This window comes from Streptomyces sp. ISL-87 (genome assembly GCF_018614095.1).
In the GTDB taxonomy this organism is placed as follows: domain Bacteria; phylum Actinomycetota; class Actinomycetes; order Streptomycetales; family Streptomycetaceae; genus Streptomyces.
Map to the genome: position 1 here is coordinate 1 of NZ_JAGGOY010000083.1, position 24,689 is coordinate 24,689.

The 24,689-nt window shown below is 70.7% G+C and carries 21 protein-coding genes and 1 pseudogene; 18 read left to right on the forward strand and 4 right to left on the reverse strand.

The features are described 5' to 3' along the window. Positions 1-224: 224 nt before the first annotated feature. Positions 225-2,666, forward strand: a complete 2,442-nt coding sequence (locus J7I97_RS28445) for a bifunctional (p)ppGpp synthetase/guanosine-3',5'-bis(diphosphate) 3'-pyrophosphohydrolase (RefSeq protein ID WP_214940321.1) — start codon at positions 225-227, stop codon at positions 2,664-2,666. 67 nt (positions 2,667-2,733) lie between these two features. Here the strand turns inward: J7I97_RS28445 and J7I97_RS28450 are convergent, their stop codons facing one another. The 3 genes from J7I97_RS28450 to J7I97_RS28460 all read right to left on the reverse strand — a co-directional run bounded on the left by J7I97_RS28450 (position 2,734) and on the right by J7I97_RS28460 (position 6,364). Then, positions 2,734-3,987 carry a hypothetical protein gene (locus J7I97_RS28450; protein ID WP_308363878.1) on the reverse strand — a complete coding sequence of 418 codons (1,254 nt, stop codon included), beginning with the start codon at positions 3,985-3,987 and terminating at the stop codon, positions 2,734-2,736. 172 nt (positions 3,988-4,159) lie between these two features. Then, the gene (locus tag J7I97_RS28455) at positions 4,160-5,389 is read right to left on the reverse strand and encodes a DUF349 domain-containing protein (protein ID WP_214940325.1); all 1,230 of its coding nucleotides are present in this window, start codon (positions 5,387-5,389) and stop codon (positions 4,160-4,162) included. A gap of 189 nt (positions 5,390-5,578) precedes the next feature. Beyond that, positions 5,579-6,364 carry a peptidylprolyl isomerase gene (locus J7I97_RS28460; RefSeq protein ID WP_214940329.1) on the reverse strand — a complete coding sequence of 262 codons (786 nt, stop codon included), beginning with the start codon at positions 6,362-6,364 and terminating at the stop codon, positions 5,579-5,581. Between the two features lie 164 nt (positions 6,365-6,528). On the opposite strand from J7I97_RS28460, the gene J7I97_RS28465 reads away from it, so the two are divergent. The 5 genes and pseudogenes from J7I97_RS28465 to J7I97_RS28485 all read left to right on the forward strand — a co-directional run. Next, on the forward strand, positions 6,529-7,242 hold the full coding sequence (locus tag J7I97_RS28465; RefSeq protein ID WP_214940332.1) for an MBL fold metallo-hydrolase: 714 nt from the start codon (positions 6,529-6,531) through the stop codon (positions 7,240-7,242). 11 nt (positions 7,243-7,253) lie between these two features. After that, positions 7,254-8,513, forward strand: a complete 1,260-nt coding sequence (gene hisS, locus J7I97_RS28470) for a histidine--tRNA ligase (protein WP_214940335.1) — start codon at positions 7,254-7,256, stop codon at positions 8,511-8,513. Positions 8,514-8,836: 323 nt separating this feature from the next. Continuing rightward, the gene (locus J7I97_RS28475; protein ID WP_214940338.1) at positions 8,837-9,451 is read left to right on the forward strand and encodes a vitamin K epoxide reductase family protein; all 615 of its coding nucleotides are present in this window, start codon (positions 8,837-8,839) and stop codon (positions 9,449-9,451) included. A 114-nt stretch (positions 9,452-9,565) separates the two neighbouring features. After that, entirely contained in the window at positions 9,566-10,933 is a 1,368-nt protein-coding gene (locus J7I97_RS28480; protein WP_214940341.1) for a replication-associated recombination protein A, read from the forward strand. A gap of 197 nt (positions 10,934-11,130) precedes the next feature. Continuing rightward, positions 11,131-11,962, forward strand: a pseudogene (locus tag J7I97_RS28485) (ArsR/SmtB family transcription factor); the annotation flags it as partial. On the opposite strand, the gene J7I97_RS28490 reads toward J7I97_RS28485, so the two are convergent. Further along, on the reverse strand, positions 11,959-12,858 hold the full coding sequence (locus tag J7I97_RS28490; protein WP_251049862.1) for a DUF2470 domain-containing protein: 900 nt from the start codon (positions 12,856-12,858) through the stop codon (positions 11,959-11,961). The pseudogene J7I97_RS28485 and the gene J7I97_RS28490 overlap by 4 nt on opposite strands. 55 nt (positions 12,859-12,913) lie before the next feature. On the opposite strand from J7I97_RS28490, the gene rpsD reads away from it, so the two are divergent. The 12 genes from rpsD (at position 12,914) to J7I97_RS28550 (ending at position 24,653) form a co-directional block, all read left to right on the forward strand. Further along, positions 12,914-13,525, forward strand: a complete 612-nt coding sequence (rpsD, locus tag J7I97_RS28495; protein ID WP_030026606.1) for a 30S ribosomal protein S4 — start codon at positions 12,914-12,916, stop codon at positions 13,523-13,525. Positions 13,526-13,790: 265 nt separating this feature from the next. Beyond that, positions 13,791-14,222 (forward strand): DUF948 domain-containing protein, encoded by a 432-nt coding sequence (locus J7I97_RS28500; protein ID WP_214940346.1) that lies wholly within the window; start codon positions 13,791-13,793, stop codon positions 14,220-14,222. A gap of 8 nt (positions 14,223-14,230) precedes the next feature. Next, a complete protein-coding gene (locus J7I97_RS28505) occupies positions 14,231-14,593 on the forward strand; it encodes a DUF6167 family protein (RefSeq protein WP_214940349.1) in 363 nt (120 codons plus the stop codon). Then, positions 14,593-17,262, forward strand: a complete 2,670-nt coding sequence (gene alaS, locus J7I97_RS28510) for an alanine--tRNA ligase (RefSeq protein ID WP_214940352.1) — start codon at positions 14,593-14,595, stop codon at positions 17,260-17,262. Before J7I97_RS28505 ends, alaS begins: the two co-directional genes overlap by 1 nt. A 2-nt stretch (positions 17,263-17,264) precedes the next feature. Beyond that, positions 17,265-17,735, forward strand: a complete 471-nt coding sequence (ruvX, locus tag J7I97_RS28515; protein WP_214940355.1) for a Holliday junction resolvase RuvX — start codon at positions 17,265-17,267, stop codon at positions 17,733-17,735. A gap of 127 nt (positions 17,736-17,862) precedes the next feature. After that, the gene (mltG, locus tag J7I97_RS28520) at positions 17,863-19,650 is read left to right on the forward strand and encodes an endolytic transglycosylase MltG (protein ID WP_214940358.1); all 1,788 of its coding nucleotides are present in this window, start codon (positions 17,863-17,865) and stop codon (positions 19,648-19,650) included. A gap of 8 nt (positions 19,651-19,658) precedes the next feature. Continuing rightward, positions 19,659-20,483 (forward strand): shikimate dehydrogenase, encoded by an 825-nt coding sequence (locus J7I97_RS28525; protein ID WP_214940360.1) that lies wholly within the window; start codon positions 19,659-19,661, stop codon positions 20,481-20,483. A 112-nt stretch (positions 20,484-20,595) separates the two neighbouring features. After that, complete coding sequence (gene aroC, locus J7I97_RS28530; protein WP_214940362.1) at positions 20,596-21,780, forward strand: chorismate synthase; 1,185 nt, start codon at positions 20,596-20,598, stop codon at positions 21,778-21,780. Then, positions 21,777-22,295 carry a shikimate kinase gene (locus tag J7I97_RS28535; protein ID WP_214940365.1) on the forward strand — a complete coding sequence of 173 codons (519 nt, stop codon included), beginning with the start codon at positions 21,777-21,779 and terminating at the stop codon, positions 22,293-22,295. Before aroC ends, J7I97_RS28535 begins: the two co-directional genes overlap by 4 nt. Beyond that, positions 22,292-23,383, forward strand: coding sequence for a 3-dehydroquinate synthase (aroB, locus tag J7I97_RS28540; RefSeq protein ID WP_214940367.1), 1,092 nt, complete (start codon positions 22,292-22,294; stop codon positions 23,381-23,383). The genes J7I97_RS28535 and aroB overlap by 4 nt, the downstream gene beginning before the upstream one ends. After that, positions 23,380-23,820 (forward strand): type II 3-dehydroquinate dehydratase, encoded by a 441-nt coding sequence (gene aroQ, locus J7I97_RS28545; protein WP_214940369.1) that lies wholly within the window; start codon positions 23,380-23,382, stop codon positions 23,818-23,820. The genes aroB and aroQ overlap by 4 nt, the downstream gene beginning before the upstream one ends. Positions 23,821-23,900: 80 nt before the next feature. After that, positions 23,901-24,653 (forward strand): AAA family ATPase, encoded by a 753-nt coding sequence (locus J7I97_RS28550; protein WP_214940371.1) that lies wholly within the window; start codon positions 23,901-23,903, stop codon positions 24,651-24,653. Positions 24,654-24,689 lie beyond the last annotated feature (36 nt).

Sequence of the window (24,689 nt, forward strand, 5' to 3'; positions counted from 1 at the left end):
GCCCCCGTGCCGGCCCCGGGCGCCCGTGCCGGCCCCGGTGCCCGGTGCGGCGCCGTGGCCGGGGCCCGGGGCCCGGGACCCCGCGCCTCGAACGCCGGCGAGGCCGGAACTTCCAGGTGCGGTGAGGTCCTGCCCGGGGGCCACGGGGAACGGGGTTGGGCAACCCTCGCTACCATGGTTTATCCGGACCTGACCGGGGCACCGGATCCGCTTGAGGAGCGCTCTTGCCAGACGAGGTCCAGCCACTCTCCGCCGCGCAGCCCGACCCGCAGGCCGAGCAGGCCACGGCGGCCGCCGCCACGCCCCCGCCGGCGCCGCCGGTCAAGCCCGTGCCGCCGGTCAAGCCCGCGCCGCTGAAGTCGGCCGGGTCCTCCAATCGGGTGCGCGCCCGTCTCGCCCGTCTCGGGGTCCAGCGTTCCAACCCGTACAACCCGGTACTGGAGCCCCTGCTCCGCATAGTCCGCAGCAATGACCCGAAGATCGAGACGGCCACGCTGCGCCAGATCGAGCAGGCGTACCAGGTCGCGGAGCGCTGGCACCGCGGCCAGAAGCGCAAGAGCGGCGACCCGTACATCACCCACCCGCTCGCCGTGACGACCATCCTCGCCGAGCTGGGTATGGACCCCGCGACGCTGATGGCGGGCCTGCTGCACGACACCGTCGAGGACACCGAGTACGGGCTTGAGCAGCTGAGACGTGATTTCGGCGACGCCGTGGCGCTGCTCGTCGACGGCGTCACCAAGCTCGACCGGGTCAAGTTCGGCGAGGCCGCGCAGGCCGAGACCGTCCGCAAGATGGTCGTCGCCATGGCCAAGGATCCCCGGGTCCTCGTCATCAAGCTCGCCGACCGCCTGCACAACATGCGCACCATGCGCTACCTCAAGCGGGAGAAGCAGGAGAAGAAGGCCCGCGAGACCCTTGAGATCTACGCCCCGCTGGCGCACCGGCTGGGCATGAACACGATCAAGTGGGAGCTTGAGGATCTCTCCTTCGCGATCCTCTACCCGAAGATGTACGACGAGATCGTCCGGCTCGTCGCCGAGCGGGCGCCGAAGCGGGACGAGTACCTCGCCGTCGTCACGGACGAGGTGCAGGCCGACCTCAGGGCGGCCCGGATCAAGGCCACCGTCACCGGCCGGCCCAAGCACTACTACAGCGTGTACCAGAAGATGATCGTGCGAGGGCGCGACTTCGCGGAGATCTACGACCTGGTGGGCATCCGGGTCCTCGTCGACACCGTCCGGGACTGCTACGCGGCCCTCGGTACGGTGCACGCGCGGTGGAATCCGGTCCCCGGCCGGTTCAAGGACTACATCGCGATGCCCAAGTTCAACATGTACCAGTCGCTGCACACGACGGTCATCGGGCCCAGCGGCAAGCCGGTCGAGCTCCAGATCCGCACCTTCGACATGCACCGTCGCGCGGAATACGGCATCGCCGCGCACTGGAAGTACAAGCAGCAGACCGTCGCGGGCACCTCGAAGGTCCGTACCGACGTCCCGCAGGCCGCCAAGGGCAGCGCGGGCCAGGACACGGTCAACGACATGGCCTGGCTGCGGCAGTTGCTGGACTGGCAGAAGGAGACCGAGGACCCGGGCGAGTTCCTCGACTCGCTGCGCTTCGACCTGTCGCGCAACGAGGTCTTCGTCTTCACGCCGAAGGGCGACGTCATAGCGCTGCCCGCCGGCGCCACCTCGGTGGACTTCGCGTACGCCGTCCACACCGAGGTCGGCCACCGCACCATAGGGGCGCGGGTCAACGGGCGGCTCGTACCGCTCGAATCGACCCTCGACAACGGCGACCTGGTCGAGGTCTTCACCTCCAAGGCCGAGGGCGCCGGCCCGTCCCGCGACTGGCTCGGGTTCGTCAAGTCCCCGCGGGCCCGCAACAAGATCCGCGCCTGGTTCTCGAAGGAGCGCCGCGACGAGGCCATCGAGCACGGCAAGGACGCCATCGCGCGGGCCATGCGCAAGCAGAACCTGCCGATCCAGCGCATCCTGACCGGCGACTCGCTCGTCACCCTCGCGCACGAGATGCGCTACCCCGACATCTCCTCCCTGTACGCGGCGATCGGCGAGGGCCACGTGGCCGCGCAGGGCGTCGTACAGAAGCTGGTGCAGGCCCTCGGCGGCGAGGAAGCGGCCAACGAGGACATCGAGGAGAGCGTCTCGCCGTCGCGCGGCCGCAACAAGCGGCGCAGCAACGCCGACCCGGGTGTGGTCGTCAAGGGCGTCGACGACGTCTGGGTCAAGCTGGCCCGCTGCTGCACCCCGGTGCCGGGCGACCCGATCATCGGGTTCGTCACGCGCGGCAGTGGCGTATCGGTTCACCGCGCGGACTGCGTCAACGTGGACTCGCTCTCCCAGCAGCCCGAGCGGATGCTGGAGGTCGAGTGGGCGCCCACCCAGTCCTCCGTCTTCCTGGTCGCCATCCAGGTCGAGGCGCTGGACCGGTCCCGGCTGCTGTCGGATGTCACCCGGGTCCTCTCGGACCAGCACGTGAACATCCTCTCGGCGGCCGTGCAGACCTCCCGCGACCGGGTGGCCACCTCCCGGTTCACCTTCGAGATGGGCGACCCGAAGCACCTGGGGCACGTCCTGAAGGCCGTACGGGGCGTCGAGGGCGTGTACGACGTCTACCGCGTGACCTCGGCCCGCAGGCCGTAGGGCCGGCTCGATGTGACGGCGGGCGTGACCCCTCGGGGGTCGCGCCCACCGTCACATCCGGGGCCGGTCAGGGGCAGCCCCACCAGACGAAGTTGAGGTTGCCCCCGAACAGGGACGACAGGGCGGTGGCGGAGCCGACGATCCACAGCACCGTGCTCCGGCGGGCCCGGGCGAGGGCCAGGGCGAACGGGAAGAGCAGCGGGAACGCCGGGAGGATGAAGCGCATCTTGGAGAAGTAGAAGCCCGCGCCGCCCAGCGCGATGAGCATGATCACCGCGGTGAAGATCCACACGACGGCCGGGGGCCGCCGCCTGCGCGTCATGATCACGAAGAGGACCGCCGCCGTGACGACCGTGACCGAGACCGTCACGTGGTTCAAGGTGGTGTGCACCTCGGTGAAGGTCCTCCACAGGTTGGCCACGGTGTCGAAGCCGCCGTCGAAGACCGAACCCCACCGGCGCTGGAGCTCGAAGTAGCCGTCCCAGCGCCCGAAGTGGTATCCGACGAACCCCACGTACCCCAGCCAGCCCAGCGGGGCGATGGCGGCGGCCGCCACCATCCGGCCCACGCGCGGGCGTTTGGCGCGGCGCCCGCGGCGCCACTGGAGGAACTCCCAGAGCGCGGACAGCGCCACGGCGGCGACGATGGACAGGCCCGACGGACGGGTGGCGCCGGCGACCAGCGCCAGTACGCCGGCGGTGAGCCACGCCCTCGACATCACCGCGTACATCGCCCAGACCGACAGCGCGAGGAACAAGGGCTCGGTGTACGCCATCGACTGCACCAGCGCGGCGGGCACGATCGCGAACAGGGCGCAGGTGAAGAAGGCGACCCGGCGGCCGTAGATCTTGTCGGTGACCGCGAAGATCCCCCATGCCGCCACGACCGAGGCGACGAGCCCGAGCCCCACCGCCGCCCAGACCACGGGTAAGCCGGTGAGGTACGAGAGGTACCGGACCGCCATCGGGAAGACGGGGAAGAACGCCAGCTGGCAGCCCGGGCCCGCCTGAGCGCACGGCGACGGCGATGCCATCGCCGTGGTGAGGCCGCTCTCCGCGATGTGCACGTAATACACCGCGTCCCAGCGCCCGCCGAGGATCTCGAGCGGCCGTACACCCTTGGCATGGGCCCAGACCGCCATCACCGCGAGCCCGACGGCGCGCAGGGCGACGTGGATCAGGAGTGCCTTGCGGGCCCGCTTCAGATGGGCGAGAACGCCACGCCCTACGTCCCGAAGACCGGAGCCCCTCGTGGTGGAGACCGGCGGGCGGCCGGCGAGAAGGGTGTCTGGAGCATCGGCTCGTATGTGGGTATGCGTCACATTCAATCCTGGTCGTCGCCCGGCAGAAGGCCGCCAGCCGTACCCGCGGCACCGAACCACGGTACACAGACGCCAGTTGCTCCCCACGTGCACCATGTGTGCAAACCACGTAACAAAAAAGACGGGCACCACCGGAGACCCCGGTGATGCCCGCCCTACGGTGTACGGGGCGTCAGCCGCCGAACTCCTCAAGCCCCTTGAGCGCCTGGTCCAGCAGAGCCTGACGGCCCTCCAGCTCCCGGGCCAGCTTGTCGGCCTTCGCGTTGTTGCCCGATGCGCGGGCCGCGTCGATCTGACCGCGCAGCTTGTCGACCGCCGCCTGGAGCTGACCGGTCAGACCGGCCGCACGGGCCCGCGCCTCCGGGTTCGTACGGCGCCACTCGCCTTCCTCGGCCTCCTGGATGGCCCGCTCCACGGTCTGCATCCGGCCCTCGACCTTGGGCCGGGCGTCGCGCGGCACGTGGCCGATGGCCTCCCAGCGCTCGTTGAGGGACCGGAACGCGGCACGGGCCGCCTTCAGGTCCGTCACCGGGACGAGCTTCTCGGCCTCGTCGGCCAGCTCCTCCTTCAGCTTCAGGTTCTCCACCTGCTCGGCGTCGCGCTCCGCGAAGACCTCGCTGCGCGCCGCGAAGAACACGTCCTGGGCGCCGCGGAAACGGTTCCACAGGTCGTCCTCGGACTCGCGCTGCGCCCGGCCCGCCGCCTTCCAGTCCGCCATCAGCTCGCGGTAGCGGGCGGCCGTCGGACCCCAGTCCGTCGACTTCGACAGCGACTCGGCCTCCGCGACCAGCTTCTCCTTGGCCTTGCGGGCGTCCTCGCGCTGGGCGTCCAGCGAGGCGAAGTGCGCCTTGCGGCGCTTGGAGAAAGCGGAACGGGCATGCGAGAAGCGGTGCCACAGCTCGTCGTCCGACTTGCGGTCCAGACGCGGCAGACCCTTCCAGATGTCCACCAGGGCGCGCAGCCGCTCGCCGGCGCTGCGCCACTGGTCGCTCTGGGCCAGGCCCTCGGCCTCGACGACCAGCGCGTCCTTGGCCGCGCGGGCCTCGTCCGTCTGCTTGGCCTTCTGGATCTTGCGCTCCTCGCGCCGCGAGTCCACCGTCGCGACCAGCTTGTCCAGCCGGACGCGCAGCGCCGCGAGGTCGCCCACGGCGTGGTGCTCGTCCACCTGCGTCCGCAGGTGGTCGATCGCGGTCTGGGCGTCCTTGGCGGACAGATCGGTGGTCCGCACCCGCCGCTCAAGGAGGCCGATCTCGACTACCAGGCCCTCGTACTTGCGCTCGAAGTAGGCCAGAGCCTCCTCAGGGGTGCCCGCCTGCCACGAGCCGACGACCTGTTCGCCCTCGGCAGTACGCACGTACACGGTGCCCGTCTCGTCGACACGGCCCCACGGGTCGCTGCTCACAGCGCCTCCTCCACCTGATGCCTGTGAGGGGTTCACCCCCGGGCATCGTCCACAGTTTCCTGGGGCGGGCAGCGCCCGCCCTGCACAACGCCAACATAGGCGACCGCCGGGCCGGCTGTCCGCATCCCGCACGACGGAATATCGACGTACGGGCCGGAGGCCGGCCGGGCCCAGGGCCGCCGAAACCCGTCAGTTCTTGGTGACGACGCCCTTCTCGATGATCACGGCCTTCTTCGGGGCCCCGTCCTGGGCCCCGTCGGCCGTGCCCGTCTTCGCGATCTCCTCCAGGGCCTTCAGGCCCGCCGCGTCGATCTTGCCGAAGGGGGTGTACGTGGGGGCCAGCGGGCTGTCCTTGTAGACGAGGAAGAACTGGCTGCCGCCGGAGCCGGGCTGGCCGGTATTGGCCATCGCCACCGTGCCCGCCGGGTAGATCACCTGGCCCTGCTCGTTGGCCTTGCCCAGGGCGTCGAGGTTCTCGTCCGGGATGGTGTAGCCGGGGCCGCCCGAGCCGGTGCCCTGGGGGTCGCCGCACTGGAGCACGAAGATCCCGCTGGTCGTCAGGCGGTGGCACTTGGTCTTGTCGAAGAAGCCCTTGTCGGCGAGGGACTTGAACGAGTTGACCGTCTGCGGCGTCTTCGCCGCGTCCATCTCGAACTTGATCTCGCCCGCGCTCGTCTTCAGGTCGAAGGTGTACTTCGCCTTCTCGTCGATCGCCATCGCCGGCGGGGACTGCTTGGGCGTGGGCGTGGCCGACGGGGTCGCCGCGCTGTCCTTGGTGTCCTTGTCCTTGTCCTTGTCCGTGTCGAACACGCCGCCCACGACGAGGCCGACCAGTGTCGCGACCACCACGGCCACCGCCGCGCCGATCACCGCGGTGCGCTGCCGCGCCTTCTGCCGGGCCTCGGCCCGGCGCTTCTGCTGGCGCTCGTACTTCTCCCTGGCGAGCTGTCGCCGCCGCTGATCGCTTGTGACCACCGGGTCGTCTCCTTGTACGTGTCTGGTACCGCTGTCCGGGCTGGGTTAGGCCGTACCGTATATGGGTTCGCTGTGTAATGAGCGGCGCCGGTAGGCTCTGATCAGCGGCATTCCGATACGGGGCCGCTGCTGAAGCTCCCGCCGGACGACGATTGAGGACGAACGTGCTGATTGCCGGGTTCCCCGCCGGGGCCTGGGGGACCAACTGCTACATGGTCGCCCCCGCCGCCGGTGAGGAGTGCGTCATCATCGACCCGGGCCACCAGGCCACCCGGGGTGTCGAGGAGACGCTGAAGAAGCATCGGCTCAAGCCCGTCGCGGTCATCCTCACCCATGGCCACATCGATCATGTGGCCTCCGTGGTCCCGGTGTGCGGAGCACACGACGTACCGGCCTGGATCCACCCCGAGGACCGCTACATGATGAGCGACCCGGAGAAGGCCCTCGGCCGGTCCTTCGGGATGCCGCTCATGGGCGAGCTGACCGTGGGCGAGCCGGACGACGTCCGCGAGCTGACGGACGGCGCCCGGCTGAAGCTGGCCGGTCTGGACTTCACGGTCGCGCACGCGCCCGGCCATACCAAGGGGTCGGTGACCTTCCAGATGCCCGAGCTGGCCGACGTCCCGTCGGTCTTCTTCTCGGGCGACCTGCTCTTCGCCGGCTCCATCGGACGCACCGACCTGCCGGGCGGCTCCCACGCCGACATGCTTCAGTCGCTGGCCCGCGTGTGCCTGCCGCTGGACGACTCGACCGTGGTGCTGTCCGGCCACGGTGAACAGACCACCATCGGCCGCGAGCGCGCGACCAACCCGTATCTGCGGGAGGTCGCCGCCGGCCTGGAAGCGGGCGGGACCGCCGCTCCACGACGAGGAATGTGACGAGACTTTCCGTGAGTACCTTCAAGGCCCCCAAGGGCACGTACGACCTGATCCCGCCGTACTCGGCGAAGTACCTGGCCGTCCGGGACGCCATCTCCGGCCCCCTGCGGCTGTCCGGCTACGGGTACGTCGAGACGCCCGGCTTCGAGGACGTCGACCTGTTCTCCCGCGGTGTCGGCGAGTCCACCGACATCGTGTCCAAGGAGATGTACACCCTCACGACGAAGGGCGGGGCCAACCTCGCACTGCGTCCCGAGGGCACCGCTTCCGTGCTGCGCGCGGCGCTGGAGGCCAACCTGCACAAGGCCGGCGGCCTGCCGGTCAAGCTCTGGTACTCGGGCTCGTACTACCGCTACGAGCGTCCGCAGAAGGGCCGCTACAGGCACTTCTCGCAGGTCGGCGCCGAGGCTATCGGTGCCGAGGACCCGGCTCTCGACGCCGAACTGATCATCCTGGCCGACCAGGCGTACCGCGCGCTCGGGCTGCGCAACTTCCGGATCCTGCTGAACTCGCTGGGCGACAAGGAGTGCCGTCCGGTGTACCGGGAGGCGCTGCAGTCGTTCCTGCGCGGGCTGGACCTGGACGAGGAGACCGTCCGCCGGGCCGAGATCAACCCGCTGCGCGTCCTCGACGACAAGCGGGCCGAGGTGCAGAAGCAGCTGGCCGGCGCGCCGATGCTGCGGGATTACCTGTGCGACGCGTGCAAGGCGTACCACGAGGAGGTGCGGGCCCTGGTGACGGCGGCCGGGGTCGCCTTCGAGGACGACGAGAAGCTGGTGCGCGGGCTGGACTACTACACCCGGACCACGTTCGAGTTCGTGCACGACGGTCTGGGCTCGCAGTCGGCGGTGGGCGGCGGCGGCCGCTACGACGGCCTGTCCGAGATGATCGGCGGACCGGCGCTGCCGTCGGTGGGCTGGGCGCTGGGCGTGGACCGTACGGTGCTGGCGCTGGAGGCGGAGGGCGTCGAGCTGGACATTCCGCCGGCGACGTCGGTGTTCGCGGTGGCGCTGGGTGAGGCGAAGCCGGTGCTGTTCGGGCTGGTCACGGAGCTGCGGCGGGCCGGTGTCGCGGCGGACATCTCGTACGGGGGCAAGGGCCTCAAGGGTGCGATGAAGGACGCCAACCGCAGCGGTGCCCGTTTCGCGGTGGTCGCGGGGGACCGTGACCTGGCGGAGGGTGTCGTCCAGCTGAAGGACATGGAGACCGGGGAGCAGTCCCCGGTGGCCCTGGCCGAGGTGGTCGAGGTGCTGCGGGCCAAGCTGGCCTGACCGTAGCCGCCTGCGCTGTGGGGCGGGGCCGGGGTTGTTCCGCTGCGCGGAGCATTCCCCGCCCCGCCCTTTCTCCGTTTCTCCCCCAGACTCCGTCCGGGGGGACCCCCCAGGGACTCCGCCGGGGCGGAGCTCCAGGGTGCTCTTGACCGCTGGTCGCGCTTGCGCTCGAGACCGACCAGAGGAATCGCCTCGGACGGGTCGCGCGGCGCCGCATCTCCACCTCCGTGCGTACGTACTTATGTCCATCGAACGGTGGACGCACAGCTCGGTACGGCACAATGGCCGGTGCTTGATGACCTTGCAGATGTGGAGCGGGCGGTATGACGACGACGAGTGCTGGCGCAGACACCGCCCCGCGGACGGTCGGGGGCAGCCGGGCCCTGGCGCTGCTGCTGGTGATCACGGGGGCGGCGGGTCTGCTGGCCGCCTGGGTGATCACGATCGACAAGTTCAAGCTGCTGGAGGACCCGAACTTCACGCCGGGGTGCAGCCTCAACCCGATCGTCTCCTGCGGCAACATCATGAAGAGCGACCAGGCCTCCGCCTTCGGCTTCCCGAACCCGATGCTGGGGCTGGTCGCCTACGGGATCGTGATCTGCGTCGGGATGAGCATGCTGGCCGGTGCCCGGTTCCGCGGCTGGTACTGGCTGACGCTGAACGCGGGCACGCTCTTCGGCGTCGTCTTCTGCGCCTGGCTGATGTACCAGTCGCTGTACAACATCAACTCGCTGTGCCTGTGGTGCAGCCTGGCGTGGGTCGCCACGATCTTCATGTTCTGGTACGTCACCTCGCACAACGTGCGGGAGGGGCTGCTGCCGGCCCCGGGCTGGCTGCGGGGCTTCCTCGACGAGTTCACCTGGGTCCTGCCCGTGCTGCACGTCGGGATCATCGGGATGCTGATCCTGACCCGCTGGTGGGACTTCTGGACCTCCTGAGCCCGGGCGGTCCGGGCGGGCCGTGCGGTCCGGGCGGGCCGTGCGGTTCGGGTGGCCCGGGCCGGCCTGGGTGATCCAGCCCGTCCTGTCAGTGGCCTCGCTTAGGCTTCCGGTGTGGAACCAGATCTCTTCACCGCCGCTGCCGAGGACCGCCAGGAGAAGGACCCCTCGAGTTCTCCGCTCGCCGTCCGGATGCGCCCGCGCACCCTGGACGAGGTCGTCGGCCAGCAGCATCTGCTGAAGCCCGGCTCACCGCTGCGGCGGCTGGTCGGGGACGGGGCGGGCGGTCCGGCCGGTGCCTCGTCGGTCATCCTGTGGGGTCCGCCCGGCACCGGGAAGACCACGCTGGCGTATGTGGTGAGCCAGGCGACGCAGAAGCGGTTCGTGGAGCTGTCCGCCATCACGGCGGGCGTGAAAGAGGTACGGGCCGTCATCGAGGGCGCCCGGCGGGCGGCCGGCGGGTACGGCAAGGAGACCGTCCTCTTCCTGGACGAGATCCACCGCTTCAGCAAGGCCCAGCAGGACTCGCTGCTGCCGGCCGTGGAGAACCGCTGGGTGACGCTGATCGCGGCGACGACGGAGAACCCGTACTTCTCGATCATCTCCCCGCTGCTCTCGCGCTCCCTGCTGCTGACGCTGGAACCGCTGACGGACGAGGACCTGAGCGCGCTGATGCGGCGGGCGCTGACCGAGGAGCGGGGGCTGGGCGGGGCGGTGTCCCTGCCGGCCGACGCGGAGGCGCACCTGCTGCGGATCGCGGGAGGCGATGCCCGCCGGGCGCTGACCGCTCTGGAGGCGGGCGCCGGCTCGGCGATCGCCAAGGGGGAGCCGGAGATCACCCTCCAGACGGTGGAGGAGGCGGTCGACCGTGCGGCCGTCAAGTACGACCGGGACGGCGACCAGCACTACGACGTGGCGAGCGCGCTGATCAAGTCGATCCGGGGCTCGGACGTGGACGCGGCGCTGCACTATCTGGCGCGGATGATCGAGGCGGGGGAGGACCCGCGGTTCATCGCCCGCCGCCTGATGATCTCGGCGAGCGAGGACATCGGGCTGGCGGACCCGACGGCCCTGCCGATCGCCGTGGCGGCGGCGCAGGCGGTGGCGATGATCGGCTTCCCGGAGGCGGCGCTGACGCTGTCGCACGCGACGATCGCGCTTGCGCTGGCGCCGAAGTCCAACACCGCGACGACCGCGATCGGCGCTGCGCTGGCGGATGTCCGGGCGGGGCTGGCCGGGTCCGTACCGGCGCATCTGCGGGACGGCCATTACAAGGGCGCGGCGAAGCTGGGGCACGCGGTGGGGTACGTGTACCCGCACGACGTACCGGGGGGCATCGCCGCCCAGCAGTACGCGCCGGATGCGGTGCACGGCAAGCGGTACTACGAACCCACGCGGTACGGGGCGGAGGCGCGGTACGCGGACGTGGTGGAAAAGGTCCGCAAACGCCTCCGCGGCGACGCCGCCCCTGGCCGAGCCTGACGTTTCCTTCCCCGCCCCGACCTTTCACCGCTTCCGGGATTCCGCCCCGGCCCCGTCCGGGGGTACCCCGGGCTCTGCCCCAGCCCCCGTGCCGGTGCGGCGCCGTTGCCGGGGGCCAGCAGCCCCCGGATCCCCGCGCCTCAAACGCCGGCGAGGCTGGATGGCCCCTGCGCGGCAACCAGCCGGCGTGCGGGGACGACACCGGGCTGCTGATGTCCTTGGTCGCGCGCCGGCGCACCCTTTCCCGACTTCTTGACCCCGCCGCCCACGAGCTTCGCGCCCACCTTCGAGGAACAGCTGGCCGTCGTCCGGCAGGCGTCCCCGGCACGGGTCCGCCATGACCTGCGGACCGCGCACGCACCGGACCCGCTGCCCGCGGCCCTGCACGACGCCCATGCCGCCGACGACGCACCTGTGGTCAGGCTTCGCGACGCCGTCTGCGACCTTCTGCGGCAGTACTGGGAGGTGGCCATCGAGCCGACGTGGCCCCGGATGCGCCTGCTGCTGGAAGCAGACATGACCTACCGAGCGCGGCAACTGGCCGTGGGAGGTGCCCGCCTCCTCTTCGCCGACATGCACGCGAACCTGCGCTGGCACAACGGCGTACTGCACATCGACAAGATGATCAGCAGGCACCGCGTCGCCGCGTCGGGCCGAGGTCTGCTGCTCCTGCCGTCCGTGTTCGCGCACAAACCGGCGCCTCCCGTCGGTCCGCAGGAGCCGCCCCGGCTCGTCTATCCGAGCCGGGGAGTGGCCACGCTGTGGGCCACACCTCCGGCCGCCGACACGACGGCCCTCGCGTCGCTGCTCGGCGCACCACGGGCACGGCTGCTCACCCTCCTCGAAGAACCGCTCGCCACGGTCGAGATCGCCCGTCGCCTCAGGGTGACTCCGAGTGCCGTGTCCCAGCACCTGCGCGTGCTCCACTCGACAGGACTCGTCACCCGCGCACGCGACGGCCGCCGGGTGCTGTATCGACGTAGCGGACTCGGTGACCAACTGGCCGAACGCCAGCAGTCCCCCTCCTAGGGGTGGCCTGCCGCCTGGAACAGAGTGTGCATCGCGCGGCGCAGGCCGCAGATGTCCGCGACAGGCTCCGGGAAGTCGAAGCGGGCGTCGAAGGACGGGCCGGGGCCGGTGAAGCGGACCCGCAGGCCCAGGCGGTCCAGGGCGAGGGGGACCGCGGTCACGCCCTCCGCCTCGCGCGGGCCCAGCAGGCCGCTCAGGTCGCCGATCCGGTCACCGTGCGAGGAAGCCAGGTGCTGGAGGATCTCCGTCTCGTGGGCGGTCACCGGGTCCGGCTCCGCCGCGGCCAGGTCGTCCGGGTCCACCCGCTCGGCGCCCCACAGGTCGTCCACCGAGATCTCGCCGACCTCCAGGCGCAGCAGCGTCCACGCCGGGCGGCCGGCGTACGGGGCGTCGAGGGACTCCGAGATGCCGAGGAGTTCCCCCACCGGGTGGCGTTCCGCGAGCAGCGCCGCGCACACCGCGCGGTCGTCCCCGCGCACCGGCGTCAGCCACCCGGCCAGCCATGCGCGGCCTCGGATACGATGAGGCACGGACACCGGCGCCACATCCGTGATCTCGATCACGGCCGTGAGGTCGTCGTCCTGGGCGTGAGCGGCTGCCCTGGCAGCCGCGGATTCCCCGGAAACAAGGAGAATCACGTCCCCGTCCGGGGTGACGGTCCGAGCGGCCGGCACCCCTGTCCCGAGTTCTTCCTGGTCGAAAGCACCTGGCAGCGTGAGGGATACTGAGGCGTTGGACTCTACGAGGGTTCGTACGCGTTCGGCTCCGGTGAGCTGCCGAACGCCTTCCCTGGGACGCGGCTGACCTTGCCTATCGTCGTCGAAAGCAGATCCTGTTCCGTTTGGATCTGAACTTCGATGCGCACTGGGCAGGGGGATCCCATGTGGTCGAGACATTACGTCCTCCTCGCTAAGGTAAGCCTCACCTAACTTACATGGAGGTAGGTTCCACGTGAACCAGAAGCGACCCAAGGTCAAGAAGTCGCGTGCCCTCGGCATTGCGCTGACCCCGAAGGCCGTCAAGTACTTCGAGGCCCGCCCCTACCCGCCGGGCGAGCACGGCCGTGGCCGCAAGCAGAACTCGGACTACAAGGTTCGTCTGCTGGAGAAGCAGCGTCTGCGCGCTCAGTACGACATCTCTGAGCGTCAGATGGCCCGCGCGTACGACCGCGCCAAGAAGGCCGAAGGCAAGACGGGCGAGGCGCTGGTCGTCGAGCTCGAGCGTCGTCTCGACGCCCTGGTTCTGCGTTCGGGCATCGCCCGCACCATCTACCAGGCCCGCCAGATGGTCGTTCACGGCCACATCGAGGTCAACGGCGCCAAGGTCGACAAGCCGTCGTTCCGTGTTCGCCCGGACGACGTCATCACCGTTCGCGAGCGCAGCCGCGAGAAGGTTCCGTTCCAGGTTGCCCGTGAGGGTGGCTACGCAGGCGAGGGCGAGACCCCGCGCTACCTGCAGGTCAACCTGAAGGCCCTGGCCTTCCGCCTGGACCGCGACCCGAACCGCAAGGAAATCCCGGTCATCTGCGACGAGCAGCTCGTCGTCGAGTACTACGCCCGCTGATCACCCAGCGGACGTAGCCTCACAGGCTGGTCAGCCCGCCGGTTCCCCCTCGGGGGAGCCGGCGGGTTTCCTGTTTCCGGGGCGGCGCGGGGACTCGTCCCATGGGCCTCTGTCGCATCGGACACGGAGAGTACTGGTCCGGATGTGTTGCGTACAAAGCGGGCCCGGCGGACCCGGAATTCCGGTACGGCGGTGGATCTCGGGCGCGATAGGGTCGGAGAACGACTTTTCTACGTACTGATCAACATGCAGAGAGCGGTGCAACGTGTCCGGTGGAGAGGTGGCCGGGATCCTCGTGGCCGTCTTCTGGGCCATCCTGGTCTCCTTCCTTGCCGTGGTGCTGGTGAGGCTGGCCCAGGTGCTCAAGGCGACCACCAAGCTGGTGGCCGACGTGACCGACCAGGCCGTCCCGCTGCTGGCGGACGCCTCCACGGCCGTCCGCTCCGCGCGCACCCAGCTCGACCGGGTCGACGCCATCGCGAGCGACGTCCAGGAAGTCACCTCGAACGCCTCCGCGCTGTCCTCCACCGTGGCCTCCACCTTCGGCGGGCCGCTGGTCAAGGTCGCGGCCTTCGGCTACGGAGTCCGCAAGGCGCTGGGCAGGACAGCGGCGGACGAGCCGCCGAAAACGTCCCGACGTACCGTGATCGTCGGCCGTACGGTGCCGGCGGCCCGGCGCCGGAAGCAGAAGGGCTGAGACCGCAGATGTTCCGCCGAGCCTTCTGGTTCACCGCAGGCGCCGCCGCCGGCGTGTGGGCCACCACCAAGGTCAACCGCCAGCTCAAGAAACTGACGCCGGAGAGCCTCGCGGCGCAGGCCGCCGACAAGGCCGTGGAGGCGGGTCACCGCCTCAAGGACTTCGCCCTCGACGTCAAGGCGGGAATGTCGCAGCGCGAGGACGAGCTGAACGACGCACTGGGATTGCACCAGGATGCCGACAACCCGGCCCTGACCGACAACGTCACCGCCCTCCCCGGGCCGCGGCGGCTGCGGGCCATCCCGAACGACAAGACCACCCACCGCTCGAACCACTCGAGGGTTACGCCCAACCGGAATGAGGACCACTGATGGAGTCGGCTGAAATCCGCCGCCGCTGGCTGAGCTTCTTCGAGGAGCGCGGTCACACCGTTGTCCCTTCGGCGTCGCTCATCGCGGACGACCCGACTCTGCTGCTGGTCAACGCGGGCATGGTCCCGTTCAAGCCGTACTTCCTCGGCGAGACCAAGCCCCCGGCCCCCCGGGCCACCAGCGTGCAGAAGTGCGTGCGTACGCCGGACATCGAAGAGGTCGGCAAGACCACCCGCCACGGCACGTTCTTCCAGATGTGCGGCAACTTCTCCTTCGGCGACTACTTCAAGGAAGGCGCCATCAAGTACGCCTGGGAGCTGCTGACCAGCTCCGTGGCGGACGGCGGCTACGGCCTTGACCCCGAGAAGCTCTGGATCACCGTTTACCTCGACGACGACGAGGCCGAGCAGATCTGGCGCGAGAAGATCGGCGTCCCCGCCGAGCGCATCCAGCGCCTGGGCAAGAAGGACAACTTCTGGTCCATGGGCGTCCCGGGCCCCTGCGGTCCGTGCTCCGAGATCAATTACGACCGCGGCCCCGAGTTCGGCGTCGAGGGCGGCCCGGCCGTCAACGACGAGCGCTACGTGGAGATCTGGAACCTGGTCTTCATGCAGTACGAGCGCGGCGCCGGCGACGGGAAGGAAGACTTCCCGATCCTCGGCGACCTGCCGTCGAAGAACATCGACACCGGTCTGGGTCTCGAACGCCTCGCGATGATCCTCCAGGGCGTACAGAACATGTACGAGACCGACACCCTGCGCGTGGTCATGGACAAGGCCACCGAGCTGACCGGCGTACGGTACGGCGCCACGAAGGACACCGACGTCTCGATGCGTGTGGTCGCCGACCACATCCGCACCTCCGTGATGCTCATCGGCGACGGCGTGACCCCCGGCAACGAGGGCCGCGGTTACGTGCTGCGCCGCATCATGCGCCGCGCCATCCGCAACATGCGCCTCATGGGCGCCACGGGCCCGGTCGTCCAGGACCTCGTCGACGTCGTGATCAACACGATGGGGCAGCAGTACCCGGAGCTGGTCACCGACCGCAAGCGCATCGAGACCGTCGCGCTCGCCGAAGAGGCCGCCTTCCTCAAGGCCGTCAAGGGCGGCACCAACATCCTCGACACCGCCGTGACCGAGACCAAGGCCGCCGGCGGCACGATCCTCCCCGGCGACAAGGCGTTCCTGCTCCACGACACCTGGGGCTTCCCGATCGACCTCACCCTGGAGATGGCCGCCGAGCAGGGCCTCTCCGTGGACGAGCCCGGCTTCCGCCGCCTGATGCAGGAGCAGCGGGACCGCGCCAAGGCCGACGCCAAGGCCAAGAAGACCGGCCACGCCGACGTCTCCGCGTACCGCCTGATCGCCGACAACGCCGGCGCCACCGAGTTCACCGGCTACGCCACCACCCAGGGCGAGTCCACCGTCGTCGGCCTGCTGGTCAACGGCATGCCCTCGCCCGCCGCCACCGAAGGCGACGAGGTCGAGGTCGTCCTCGACCGCACCCCCTTCTACGCCGAGGGCGGCGGCCAGCTCGCCGACCAGGGCCGGATCAGGCTCGACTCGGGTGCCGTCATCGAGGTCCGCGACGTCCAGCAGCCGGTCCCGGGTGTCTCCGTGCACAAGGGCTCCGTCCAGGTCGGCGAGGTGACGGTGGGCGCCTCCGCGTACGCCGCCATCGACATCAACCGCCGCCGGGCCATCGCCCGCGCCCACTCGGCCACGCACCTGACCCACCAGGCGCTGCGCGACGCCCTCGGCCCGACGGCCGCCCAGGCCGGTTCCGAGAACTCACCCGGCCGCTTCCGCTTCGACTTCGGCTCGCCGAACGCCGTCCCCGGCACGGTCCTCACCGACGTCGAGCAGAAGATCAACGACGTGCTCGCGCGTGAGCTCGACGTCACCGCCGAGATCATGAGCATCGACGAGGCGAAGAAGCAGGGCGCCATCGCCGAGTTCGGCGAGAAGTACGGCGAGCGCGTGCGCGTCGTCACCATCGGCGACTTCTCCAAGGAGCTGTGCGGCGGCACGCACGTCGGCAACACCGCCCAGCTGGGTCTGGTGAAGCTGCTCGGCGAGTCCTCCATCGGCTCCGGCGTGCGCCGCGTCGAGGCCCTGGTGGGCGTGGACGCGTACAACTTCCTCGCCAAGGAGCACACGGTCGTCGCCCAGCTCCAGGAGCTGGTCAAGGGCCGTCCGGAGGAGCTGCCGGAGAAGATCGCCTCCATGCTCGGCAAGCTGAAGGACGCCGAGAAGGAGATCGAGAAGTTCCGCGCGGAGAAGGTCCTCCAGGCCGCCGCCGGGCTCGCCGAGAACGCCCAGGACATCCGCGGCGTCGCCCTCGTCGTGGGCACGGTGCCGGACGGCACCGGCGCCGACGACCTGCGCAAGCTGGTCCTCGACGTCCGCGGCCGCATCCAGGGTGACCGCCCGGCAGTCGTGGCCCTGTTCACCACGGCGGGCGGCCGCCCGCTGACCGTCATCGCCACCAACGAGGCCGCCCGCGAGCGCGGCCTCAAGGCCGGCGACCTGGTCCGTACGGCCGCCAAGACCCTCGGTGGCGGCGGTGGCGGCAAGCCGGACGTCGCCCAGGGCGGCGGCCAGAACCCGGCCGCCATCCCCGAGGCCATCGCCGCGGTCGAGCGCCTCGTCGTCGAGACGGTCTGACGATGACTCTGCGCCGCGGCCGCCGGCTCGCCATCGATGTCGGGGACGCCCGGATCGGGGTCGCCTCGTGCGACCCCGACGGGGTGCTGGCCACACCGGTGGAAACCGTTCCGGGCCGGGACATCCCCTTCGCCCACCGGCGGCTGCGGCAGCTCGTCGAGGAGTACGAGCCCCTCGAAGTCGTGGTCGGCCTGCCCCGCTCGCTCAGCGGGCGGGAGGGGCCGGCCGCGGCGAAGGTCCGCGCCTTCGCGGGCGAACTCGCCAAGGGCATCAAGCCGGTGACGGTCCGTCTCGTCGACGAGCGGATGACCACGGTCACCGCCGCCCAGGGTCTGCGGGCCTCCGGGAAGAACGCCAAGAAGGGCCGGTCGGTCATCGACCAGGCGGCCGCCGTGGTGATCCTGCAGAACGCTCTTGAGACCGAACGGGTATCAGGTAATCCGCCCGGCGAGTGCGTCGAAGTGGTTGTCTGATCGCGATACGGTAACGTTCCGCGCGATGAGACGGCATTCGAACAGCCGTCGCCCACCACCAAAGAGGCGGAACCGGGTGTCGCGGTAGACGGAGCCGTGGCCTTCGTCTCGCGGCGCTAGGGGATCGATGACTGAGTATGGCCGGGGCCGTGCCCCCGAACCGTGGCACCCTGAGGATCCCCTTTACGGGGACCAGGGGTGGAGCGGGCACGAGGCCCAGCAGGGTCAGATGCCCTACGGGGGTGGCCCGCAGCAGCAGTACCCGCAGGGGCCTCCGTACCAGAACCAGCAGGACCCACACGCCCAGCGCGCCCAGTACGTCCAGTACCCCCAGCAGGGCCAGCACCCGCAGCAGGGCCAGCACTCGCAGTACCCCGGGCAGCAGCAGGACTATCTCCCGCAGCAGGCCCAGCAGGCCCAGCAGAGCCAGCAGGCCCAGCAGCAGCAGTACCAGCAGCAGTACCCCCAGCAGCAGGCGTACACCGACCAGAGCTGGGATACCGGCCAGCACCCGCAGGTCGCCCCGCCCTACGGGCAGGCCGCGCCGGCCGATCCGTACGCGGGCGTGGACCCGTACACCCAGCAGGCCGTCGGCACCTACGCCGGCGAGGCCCCCGACCTGTACGCCACCCCCGAGGCCTATCCGCCGCCGCAGCCCCCGGGCCGGCGCCAGCAGGCCGCCGAGGAGGCGGCCGAGGAGGCGGCCGAGGAGTGGCAGGACTCCGACGTACAGACCGAGGAGCCGGACTCCTCGTTCTTCGCGGGCGGCGGCCGCGACGGTGACGACGGCGACGAGCCGTCCGGCGGAGGCCGCCGCTCCGGGCGCCCGGAGAAGAAGCGCCGCAGCGGCGCCGCCTGCCTGATCGCCACCCTCGTGATCCTGGGTGTCGTCGGCGGTGGCGGCTACTACGGCTACACCTACCTCAAGGCGAGGTTCGGCGCGGCCGAGGACTACGCGGGCTCCGGCCTCGACGAGTCCGTCGACGTCGAGATCCCCAAGGGCGCGGGCCTGCTCCAGATGGGCCAGATCCTCAAGGAGCACGGGGTGGTCGCCAGCGCCAAGGCGTTCGCCGACGCCGCCGGCGCGCACCCCAAGGGCAAGGGCATCCAGCCGGGCGTCTACACCCTGAAGAAGAAGATGTCGGCCGCGGCAGCCGTCGAACTGATGGCCGACCCCACCAAGCTGAACGTCATCACGGTCGCCGAAGGCATGCGCAACGCCACCGTCTACGCGGCGATCGACAAGAAGCTGGGCCAGCCCGAAGGCACCACCGAGGAGACGGCGAAGCGCGAGGTGAAGAACCTCGGCCTGCCGGCCTGGGCCGACACCAACCCGAAGATCATGGACCCCCTCGAAGGGTTCCTGTACCCGGCGCGCTACGACCTCAAGAAGGACAGCACGCCCGAGTCCCTGCTCAAGCAGATGGTCAAGAACGCGAACGACAAGTACACGGCGCTCGGCCTGGAGGGCAAGGCCAAGGCGCTCGGCCTGGAGAACCCGCTCCAGCTGGTCACCGTCGCGAGCCTCGTCCAGGCCGAGGGCATGAACCACGACGACTTCCGGAAGATGTCCGAGGTCGTCTACAACCGCCTGAAGAAGTCGAACGACGTCACCAACCAGAAGCTCGAATTCGACTCGACGATCAACTACCTCAAGGGCACGAGCAACATCAACGTCTCCCGATCCGAGACGAGATCGCTCGACCACCCCTACAACACCTACTTCTACAGGGGCCTCACCCCCGGTCCGATCGACAACCCCGGCGACGACGCCCTGAACGCCACGCTCGACCCCGACAAGGGCGGCTGGATGTTCTTCGTGTCCGTCGACGGAAAGAAGACCACCTTCACCAAGACCTTCGCCGAACACGAGAAACTGGTCGCGGAATTCAACAAGCGACAGAGCGGCGGGTAGGTCAAGACATGTCACGCGTACGGGCTGCGGTGCTGGGTTCGCCCATCGAGCACTCCCTTTCACCGGTGCTGCACCGCGCCGCCTACCGGGAGCTCGGCCTCGACGAGTGGTCGTACGACCGCTTCGAGATCGACGAGGCCGCGCTCCCGGAGTTCATCGCCGGCCTCGGACCCGAGTGGGCCGGGCTGTCCCTGACCATGCCGCTCAAGCGGGCGGTCATCCCGCTGCTCGACGGCATCAGCGACACGGCCGCCTCGGTCGAGGCGGTCAACACGGTCGTCTTCACCGAGGACGGCCGGCGTCTCGGGGACAACACGGACATCCCGGGGATCATCGCCGCGCTCCACGAGCGCGGTGTCGAGAAGGTTCCGTCCGCCGCCATCCTCGGTTCGGGCGCCACCGCCTCCTCGGCGCTGGCCGCGCTCTCGCGGATCTGCACCGGCGAGGTCACGGTGTACGTCCGCTCGCGGGCCCGTGCCGATGAGATGCGGCAGTGGGGCGAGCGGCTCGGCGTCCCCGTCCGCGCGGCCGACTGGGCGGACGCCGCCGAGGCACTGACCGCCCCGCTGGTGATCGCGACCACTCCGGCCGGCGCGACGGACGCGCTGGCGTCGGCCGTCCCGGCCGCGGCGGGGACCCTGTTCGACGTCCTGTACGACCCCTGGCCGACCGCGCTGGCGGCGGCCTGGTCGGAGCGGGGCGGCAAGCTCATCGGCGGCCTGGACCTCCTCGTCCACCAGGCGGTGCTCCAGTTCGAGCAGATGACCGGCCGGATCCCCGGCCCGCTGGCGGCCATGAGGGCCGCCGGAGAGCGGGCGCTCGCCGTCCGATAGCTGGACCGGGCACGGTGCAGCGGGCCGAACGTGGGAGGATCAACTACGGCGGGTCCGGGCCGCGCACCCGATCGCGCCGTCGCAGTGCCAGGCGCGAGCATGAGGAGCATCGTTGAGCAGGTTGCGTTGGCTGACCGCCGGAGAGTCGCACGGACCGGCGCTGGTGGCGACGCTGGAGGGCCTTCCCGCCGGCGTCCCCGTCACGACCGAGCTGGTGGCCGACCACCTGGCCCGCCGCCGCCTCGGCTATGGCCGCGGTGCCCGGATGAAGTTCGAGCAGGACGAGATCACCTTCCTCGGTGGTGTCCGGCACGGGCTGTCGCTGGGCTCCCCGGTCGCGGTGATGATCGGCAACACCGAGTGGCCCAAGTGGGAGAAGGTCATGTCGGCCGACCCCGTGGACCCCTCGGAGCTCAAGGAGACCGGCCGTAACGCGCCGCTGACGCGCCCCCGCCCCGGTCACGCCGACCTCGCCGGGATGCAGAAGTACGGCTTCGACGAGGCCCGGCCGATCCTGGAGCGCGCCAGCGCCCGCGAGACCGCGGCCCGCGTCGCCCTCGGTGCCATCGCCCGGTCCTTCATCAAGGAGGCCGCCGGCATCGAGATCGTCTCGCACGTCGTCGAACTGGCCGCCGCCAAGTCCCCGTACGGCGTCTACCCGACCCCCGCCGACGTGGACAAGCTCGACGCCGACCCGGTGCGCTGCCTCGACGCCGACGCGTCGAAGGCGATGGTCGCCGAGATCGACCAGGCCCACAAGGACGGCGACACCCTCGGCGGTGTCGTCGAGGTGCTCGCCTACGGAGTCCCCGTCGGCCTCGGCTCGCACGTCCACTGGGACCGCCGCCTCGACGCACGCCTCGCAGGCGCTCTCATGGGCATCCAGGCCATCAAGGGCGTGGAGGTCGGCGACGGCTTCGAGCTCGCCCGCGTGCCCGGCTCCCAGGCCCACGACGAGATCGTCTCCACCCCCGAGGGCCTCAAGCGGACCTCCGGCCGCTCCGGCGGCACCGAGGGCGGGCTCACCACCGGCGAACTGCTGCGCGTACGGGCCGCGATGAAGCCCATCGCGACGGTGCCGCGCGCACTCGCCACCGTCGACGTGGTGACCGGTGAGGCGACCGTGGCGCACCACCAGCGCTCCGACGTCTGTGCCGTCCCGGCCGCCGGCATCGTCGCCGAGGCGATGGTCGCGCTGGTGCTCGCCGACGCGGTCGTCGAGAAGTTCGGCGGCGACTCGGTTCCCGAGACCCGCCGCAACGTCCGGTCCTACCTCGACAACCTGCAGATCCGGTGACCGGCGGACCACTGGTCGTCCTCGTCGGCCCCATGGGCTCCGGCAAGTCCACCGTGGGCGGCCTGCTCGCCGAACGGCTGGGCGTCCCCTACCGGGACACCGACGCCGACATCGTCGCGGCCCAGGGCCGGGAGATCTCCGACCTCTTCATCGACGAGGGCGAGCCGTACTTCCGCGAGCTGGAGCGGCAGGCGGTCGCCACCGCCGTCGCCGAGCACACCGGAGTCCTCGCCCTCGGCGGGGGCGCCGTTCTTGACGAGAGCACCCGCAGGCTGCTCACCGGCCTGCCCGTCGCCTACCTGTCGATGGACGTCGAGGAAGCCGTGCGGCGCGTCGGCCTGGGCGCCGCGCGCCCGCTGCTCGCCGTCAACCCGCGCCGCCAGTGGCGCGAGCTGATGGACGCCCGCCGCCCCCTGTACACCGAAGTCGCGCGCGTCGTGGTGGCCACCGACGACCGAACCCCCGAAGAGGTCGCCCAGGCGGTCCTCGACGCTCTGGAGTTGAAGGACGTATGACAGACCAGGTGACGCGGATCAACGTCGGCGCGAGCGCCGGCCACGACGCGTACGACGTGCTGGTCGGCCGGCAACTGCTCGGCGAGCTGGGCAGCCTGATCGGTACCAAGGCCCAGCGGGTCGCCGTGATCCACCCCGAGGCGCTGGCCTCGACCGGTGAGGCGCTGCGCGACGACCTGGCCGAGCAGGGCTACCAGGCCGTGGCCATCCAGGTGCCGAACGCCGAGGAGGCCAAGACGGCCGAGGTGGCGGCGTACTGCTGGAAGGCCCTCGGGCAGTCCGGCTTCACCCGTACCGATGCGATCGTCGGTGTGGGCGGCGGAGCCACCACCGACCTCGCGGGCTTCGTCGCGGCCACCTGGCTGCGCGGGGTGCGCTGGGTCGCCGTCCCGACGACCGTCCTCGCGATGGTGGACGCGGCCGTCGGCGGCAAGACGGGCATCAACACCGCCGAGGGCAAGAACCTCGTCGGCGCCTTCCACCCGCCCGCCGGGGTGCTGTGCGACCTGGCGGCGCTGGAATCGCTGCCGGTCCACGACTACGTCAGCGGCCTGGCCGAGGTCATCAAGGCCGGCTTCATCGCGGACCCGGTGATCCTCGACCTGATCGAGGAGGACCCCGACGCGGCCCGCACGCCCGCCGGCCCGCACACCGCGGAGCTGATCGTGCGCGCGATCCGGGTCAAGGCCGGCGTGGTCTCCAGCGACCTCAAGGAGGCCGGGGTCCGGGAGATCCTCAACTACGGCCACACCCTCGCGCACGCGATCGAGAAGAACGAGCGCTACAAGTGGCGGCACGGCGCCGCCGTGTCCATCGGCATGGTCTTCGCGGCCGAGCTCGGGCGGCTCGCGGGCCGGCTGGACGATGCCACGGCCGACCGCCACAAGACGGTCCTGGCCTCCGTCGGACTGCCGCTGGCCTACCGCGCCGACCAGTGGCCCAAGCTGCTGGAGACCATGAAGCTCGACAAGAAGTCCCGCGGCGACCTGCTGCGCTTCATCGTCCTGGACGGGCTGGCCAAGCCGACCGTCCTGGAAGGCCCCGACCCGGCCGTGCTGATGGCCGCGTTCGGCGAGGTGGCCGCGTGAGCCGGCGGGTGCTCGTCCTCAACGGCCCGAACCTGGGCCGGCTCGGGTCGCGCGAGCCCGATGTGTACGGGGCCACCTCGTACAAGGGGCTGGTGGACAGCTGCCGCACGCTGGGCGAGCAGCTCGGCTTCGACGTCGAGGTCCGCGAGACCAACGACGAGGGCGAGCTGGTGCGCTGGCTGCACGAGGCGGCGGACGGCAAGATCCCGGTCGTGATCAACCCCGGTGCCTTCACGCACTACTCGTACGCCATCCGGGACGCGGCGGCGCAGCGAACCGCGCCGCTGATCGAGGTGCACATCTCGAACCCGTACGCCCGCGAGGAGTTCCGGCACACCTCGGTCATCGCCTCCGTGGCGACCGGGACCGTGGCGGGGTTCGGCATCGGTTCGTACCGGCTGGCACTGCGCGCTCTGGCTGACGAAGTCACCAGCTGACGGTGGCGGGGGACGGCCCGGCCTCCGCGGTCATATAACGTTCTCGCATCAGTCGCCGGAACGAGACGGAGTGGCAGCGGATGCAGCAAGGAGCCGGGGCCGGGGGATCGGGCTGGGGGCAGCCGGGACAGCCCCCGGCGGCGCCCCCGCAGCCGCCGATACCTCCGGCGCAGGGCTGGCCGGTGACCGGGCAGCCGTCCTTGCGGCACCCGCTGCCGCCCGCGCCGGGGACGACAGGGCACATTCCGCTGCCGCCCGCGGCGCCCGGCACCGGCGGCGCCACCCTGGCCGTGCTGCTCATCGGCCCGGCGGGCGCCGGCAAGACCACCGTGGCCCGGCACTGGGCGAGCACCCGCCCGGTGCCGACCGCACACGTGAGCCTGGATGACGTCCGGGAGTGGGTGTGTTCGGGCTTCGCGGACCCGCAGGCGGGCTGGAACGACCACTCCGAGGCGCAGTACCGCCTCGCCCGCCGCACCTGCGGCTTCGCCGCCCGCAACTTCCTGGCGAACGGGATCTCCTGCATCCTCGACGACGCCGTTTTCCCGGACCGGCCCGTGGTGGGGCTGGGCGGCTGGAGACGGCACGTGGGGCCCGCGCTGCTGCCGGTGGTGCTGCTGCCGGGCCTGGAGATCGTCCTGGAGCGGAACGCCGCCCGCTCCGGCAACCGCCGGCTCTCCGACGAGGAGGTCGCGCGCATCCACGGGCGGATGGCCGGCTGGTACGGCTCCGGCCTGCCGATCATCGACAACTCGCACCTGGACGTCGAGGGGACGGCCCGGGCACTGGACGAGAGCCTGGCCCGGGCGATCGCCGCTCCCGCCGCCTGGTAGCCGCCGTAGCGCCCGCCGCGGCTCCCGTGCCCCGCG

Coding starts and splice junctions, on each gene's coding strand:
- J7I97_RS28525 (WP_214940360.1), top strand. CDS start 19,659: ATGTCACGCGTACGGGCTGCGGTGCTGGGTTCGCCCATCGAGCACTCC.
- J7I97_RS28550 (WP_214940371.1), top strand. CDS start 23,901: ATGCAGCAAGGAGCCGGGGCCGGGGGATCGGGCTGGGGGCAGCCGGGA.
- aroB (WP_214940367.1), top strand. CDS start 22,292: ATGACAGACCAGGTGACGCGGATCAACGTCGGCGCGAGCGCCGGCCAC.
- ruvX (WP_214940355.1), top strand. CDS start 17,265: ATGACTCTGCGCCGCGGCCGCCGGCTCGCCATCGATGTCGGGGACGCC.
- mltG (WP_214940358.1), top strand. CDS start 17,863: ATGACTGAGTATGGCCGGGGCCGTGCCCCCGAACCGTGGCACCCTGAG.
- J7I97_RS28475 (WP_214940338.1), top strand. CDS start 8,837: ATGACGACGACGAGTGCTGGCGCAGACACCGCCCCGCGGACGGTCGGG.
- J7I97_RS28490 (WP_251049862.1), bottom strand. CDS start 12,858: ATGTCTCGACCACATGGGATCCCCCTGCCCAGTGCGCATCGAAGTTCA.
- alaS (WP_214940352.1), top strand. CDS start 14,593: ATGGAGTCGGCTGAAATCCGCCGCCGCTGGCTGAGCTTCTTCGAGGAG.
- J7I97_RS28505 (WP_214940349.1), top strand. CDS start 14,231: ATGTTCCGCCGAGCCTTCTGGTTCACCGCAGGCGCCGCCGCCGGCGTG.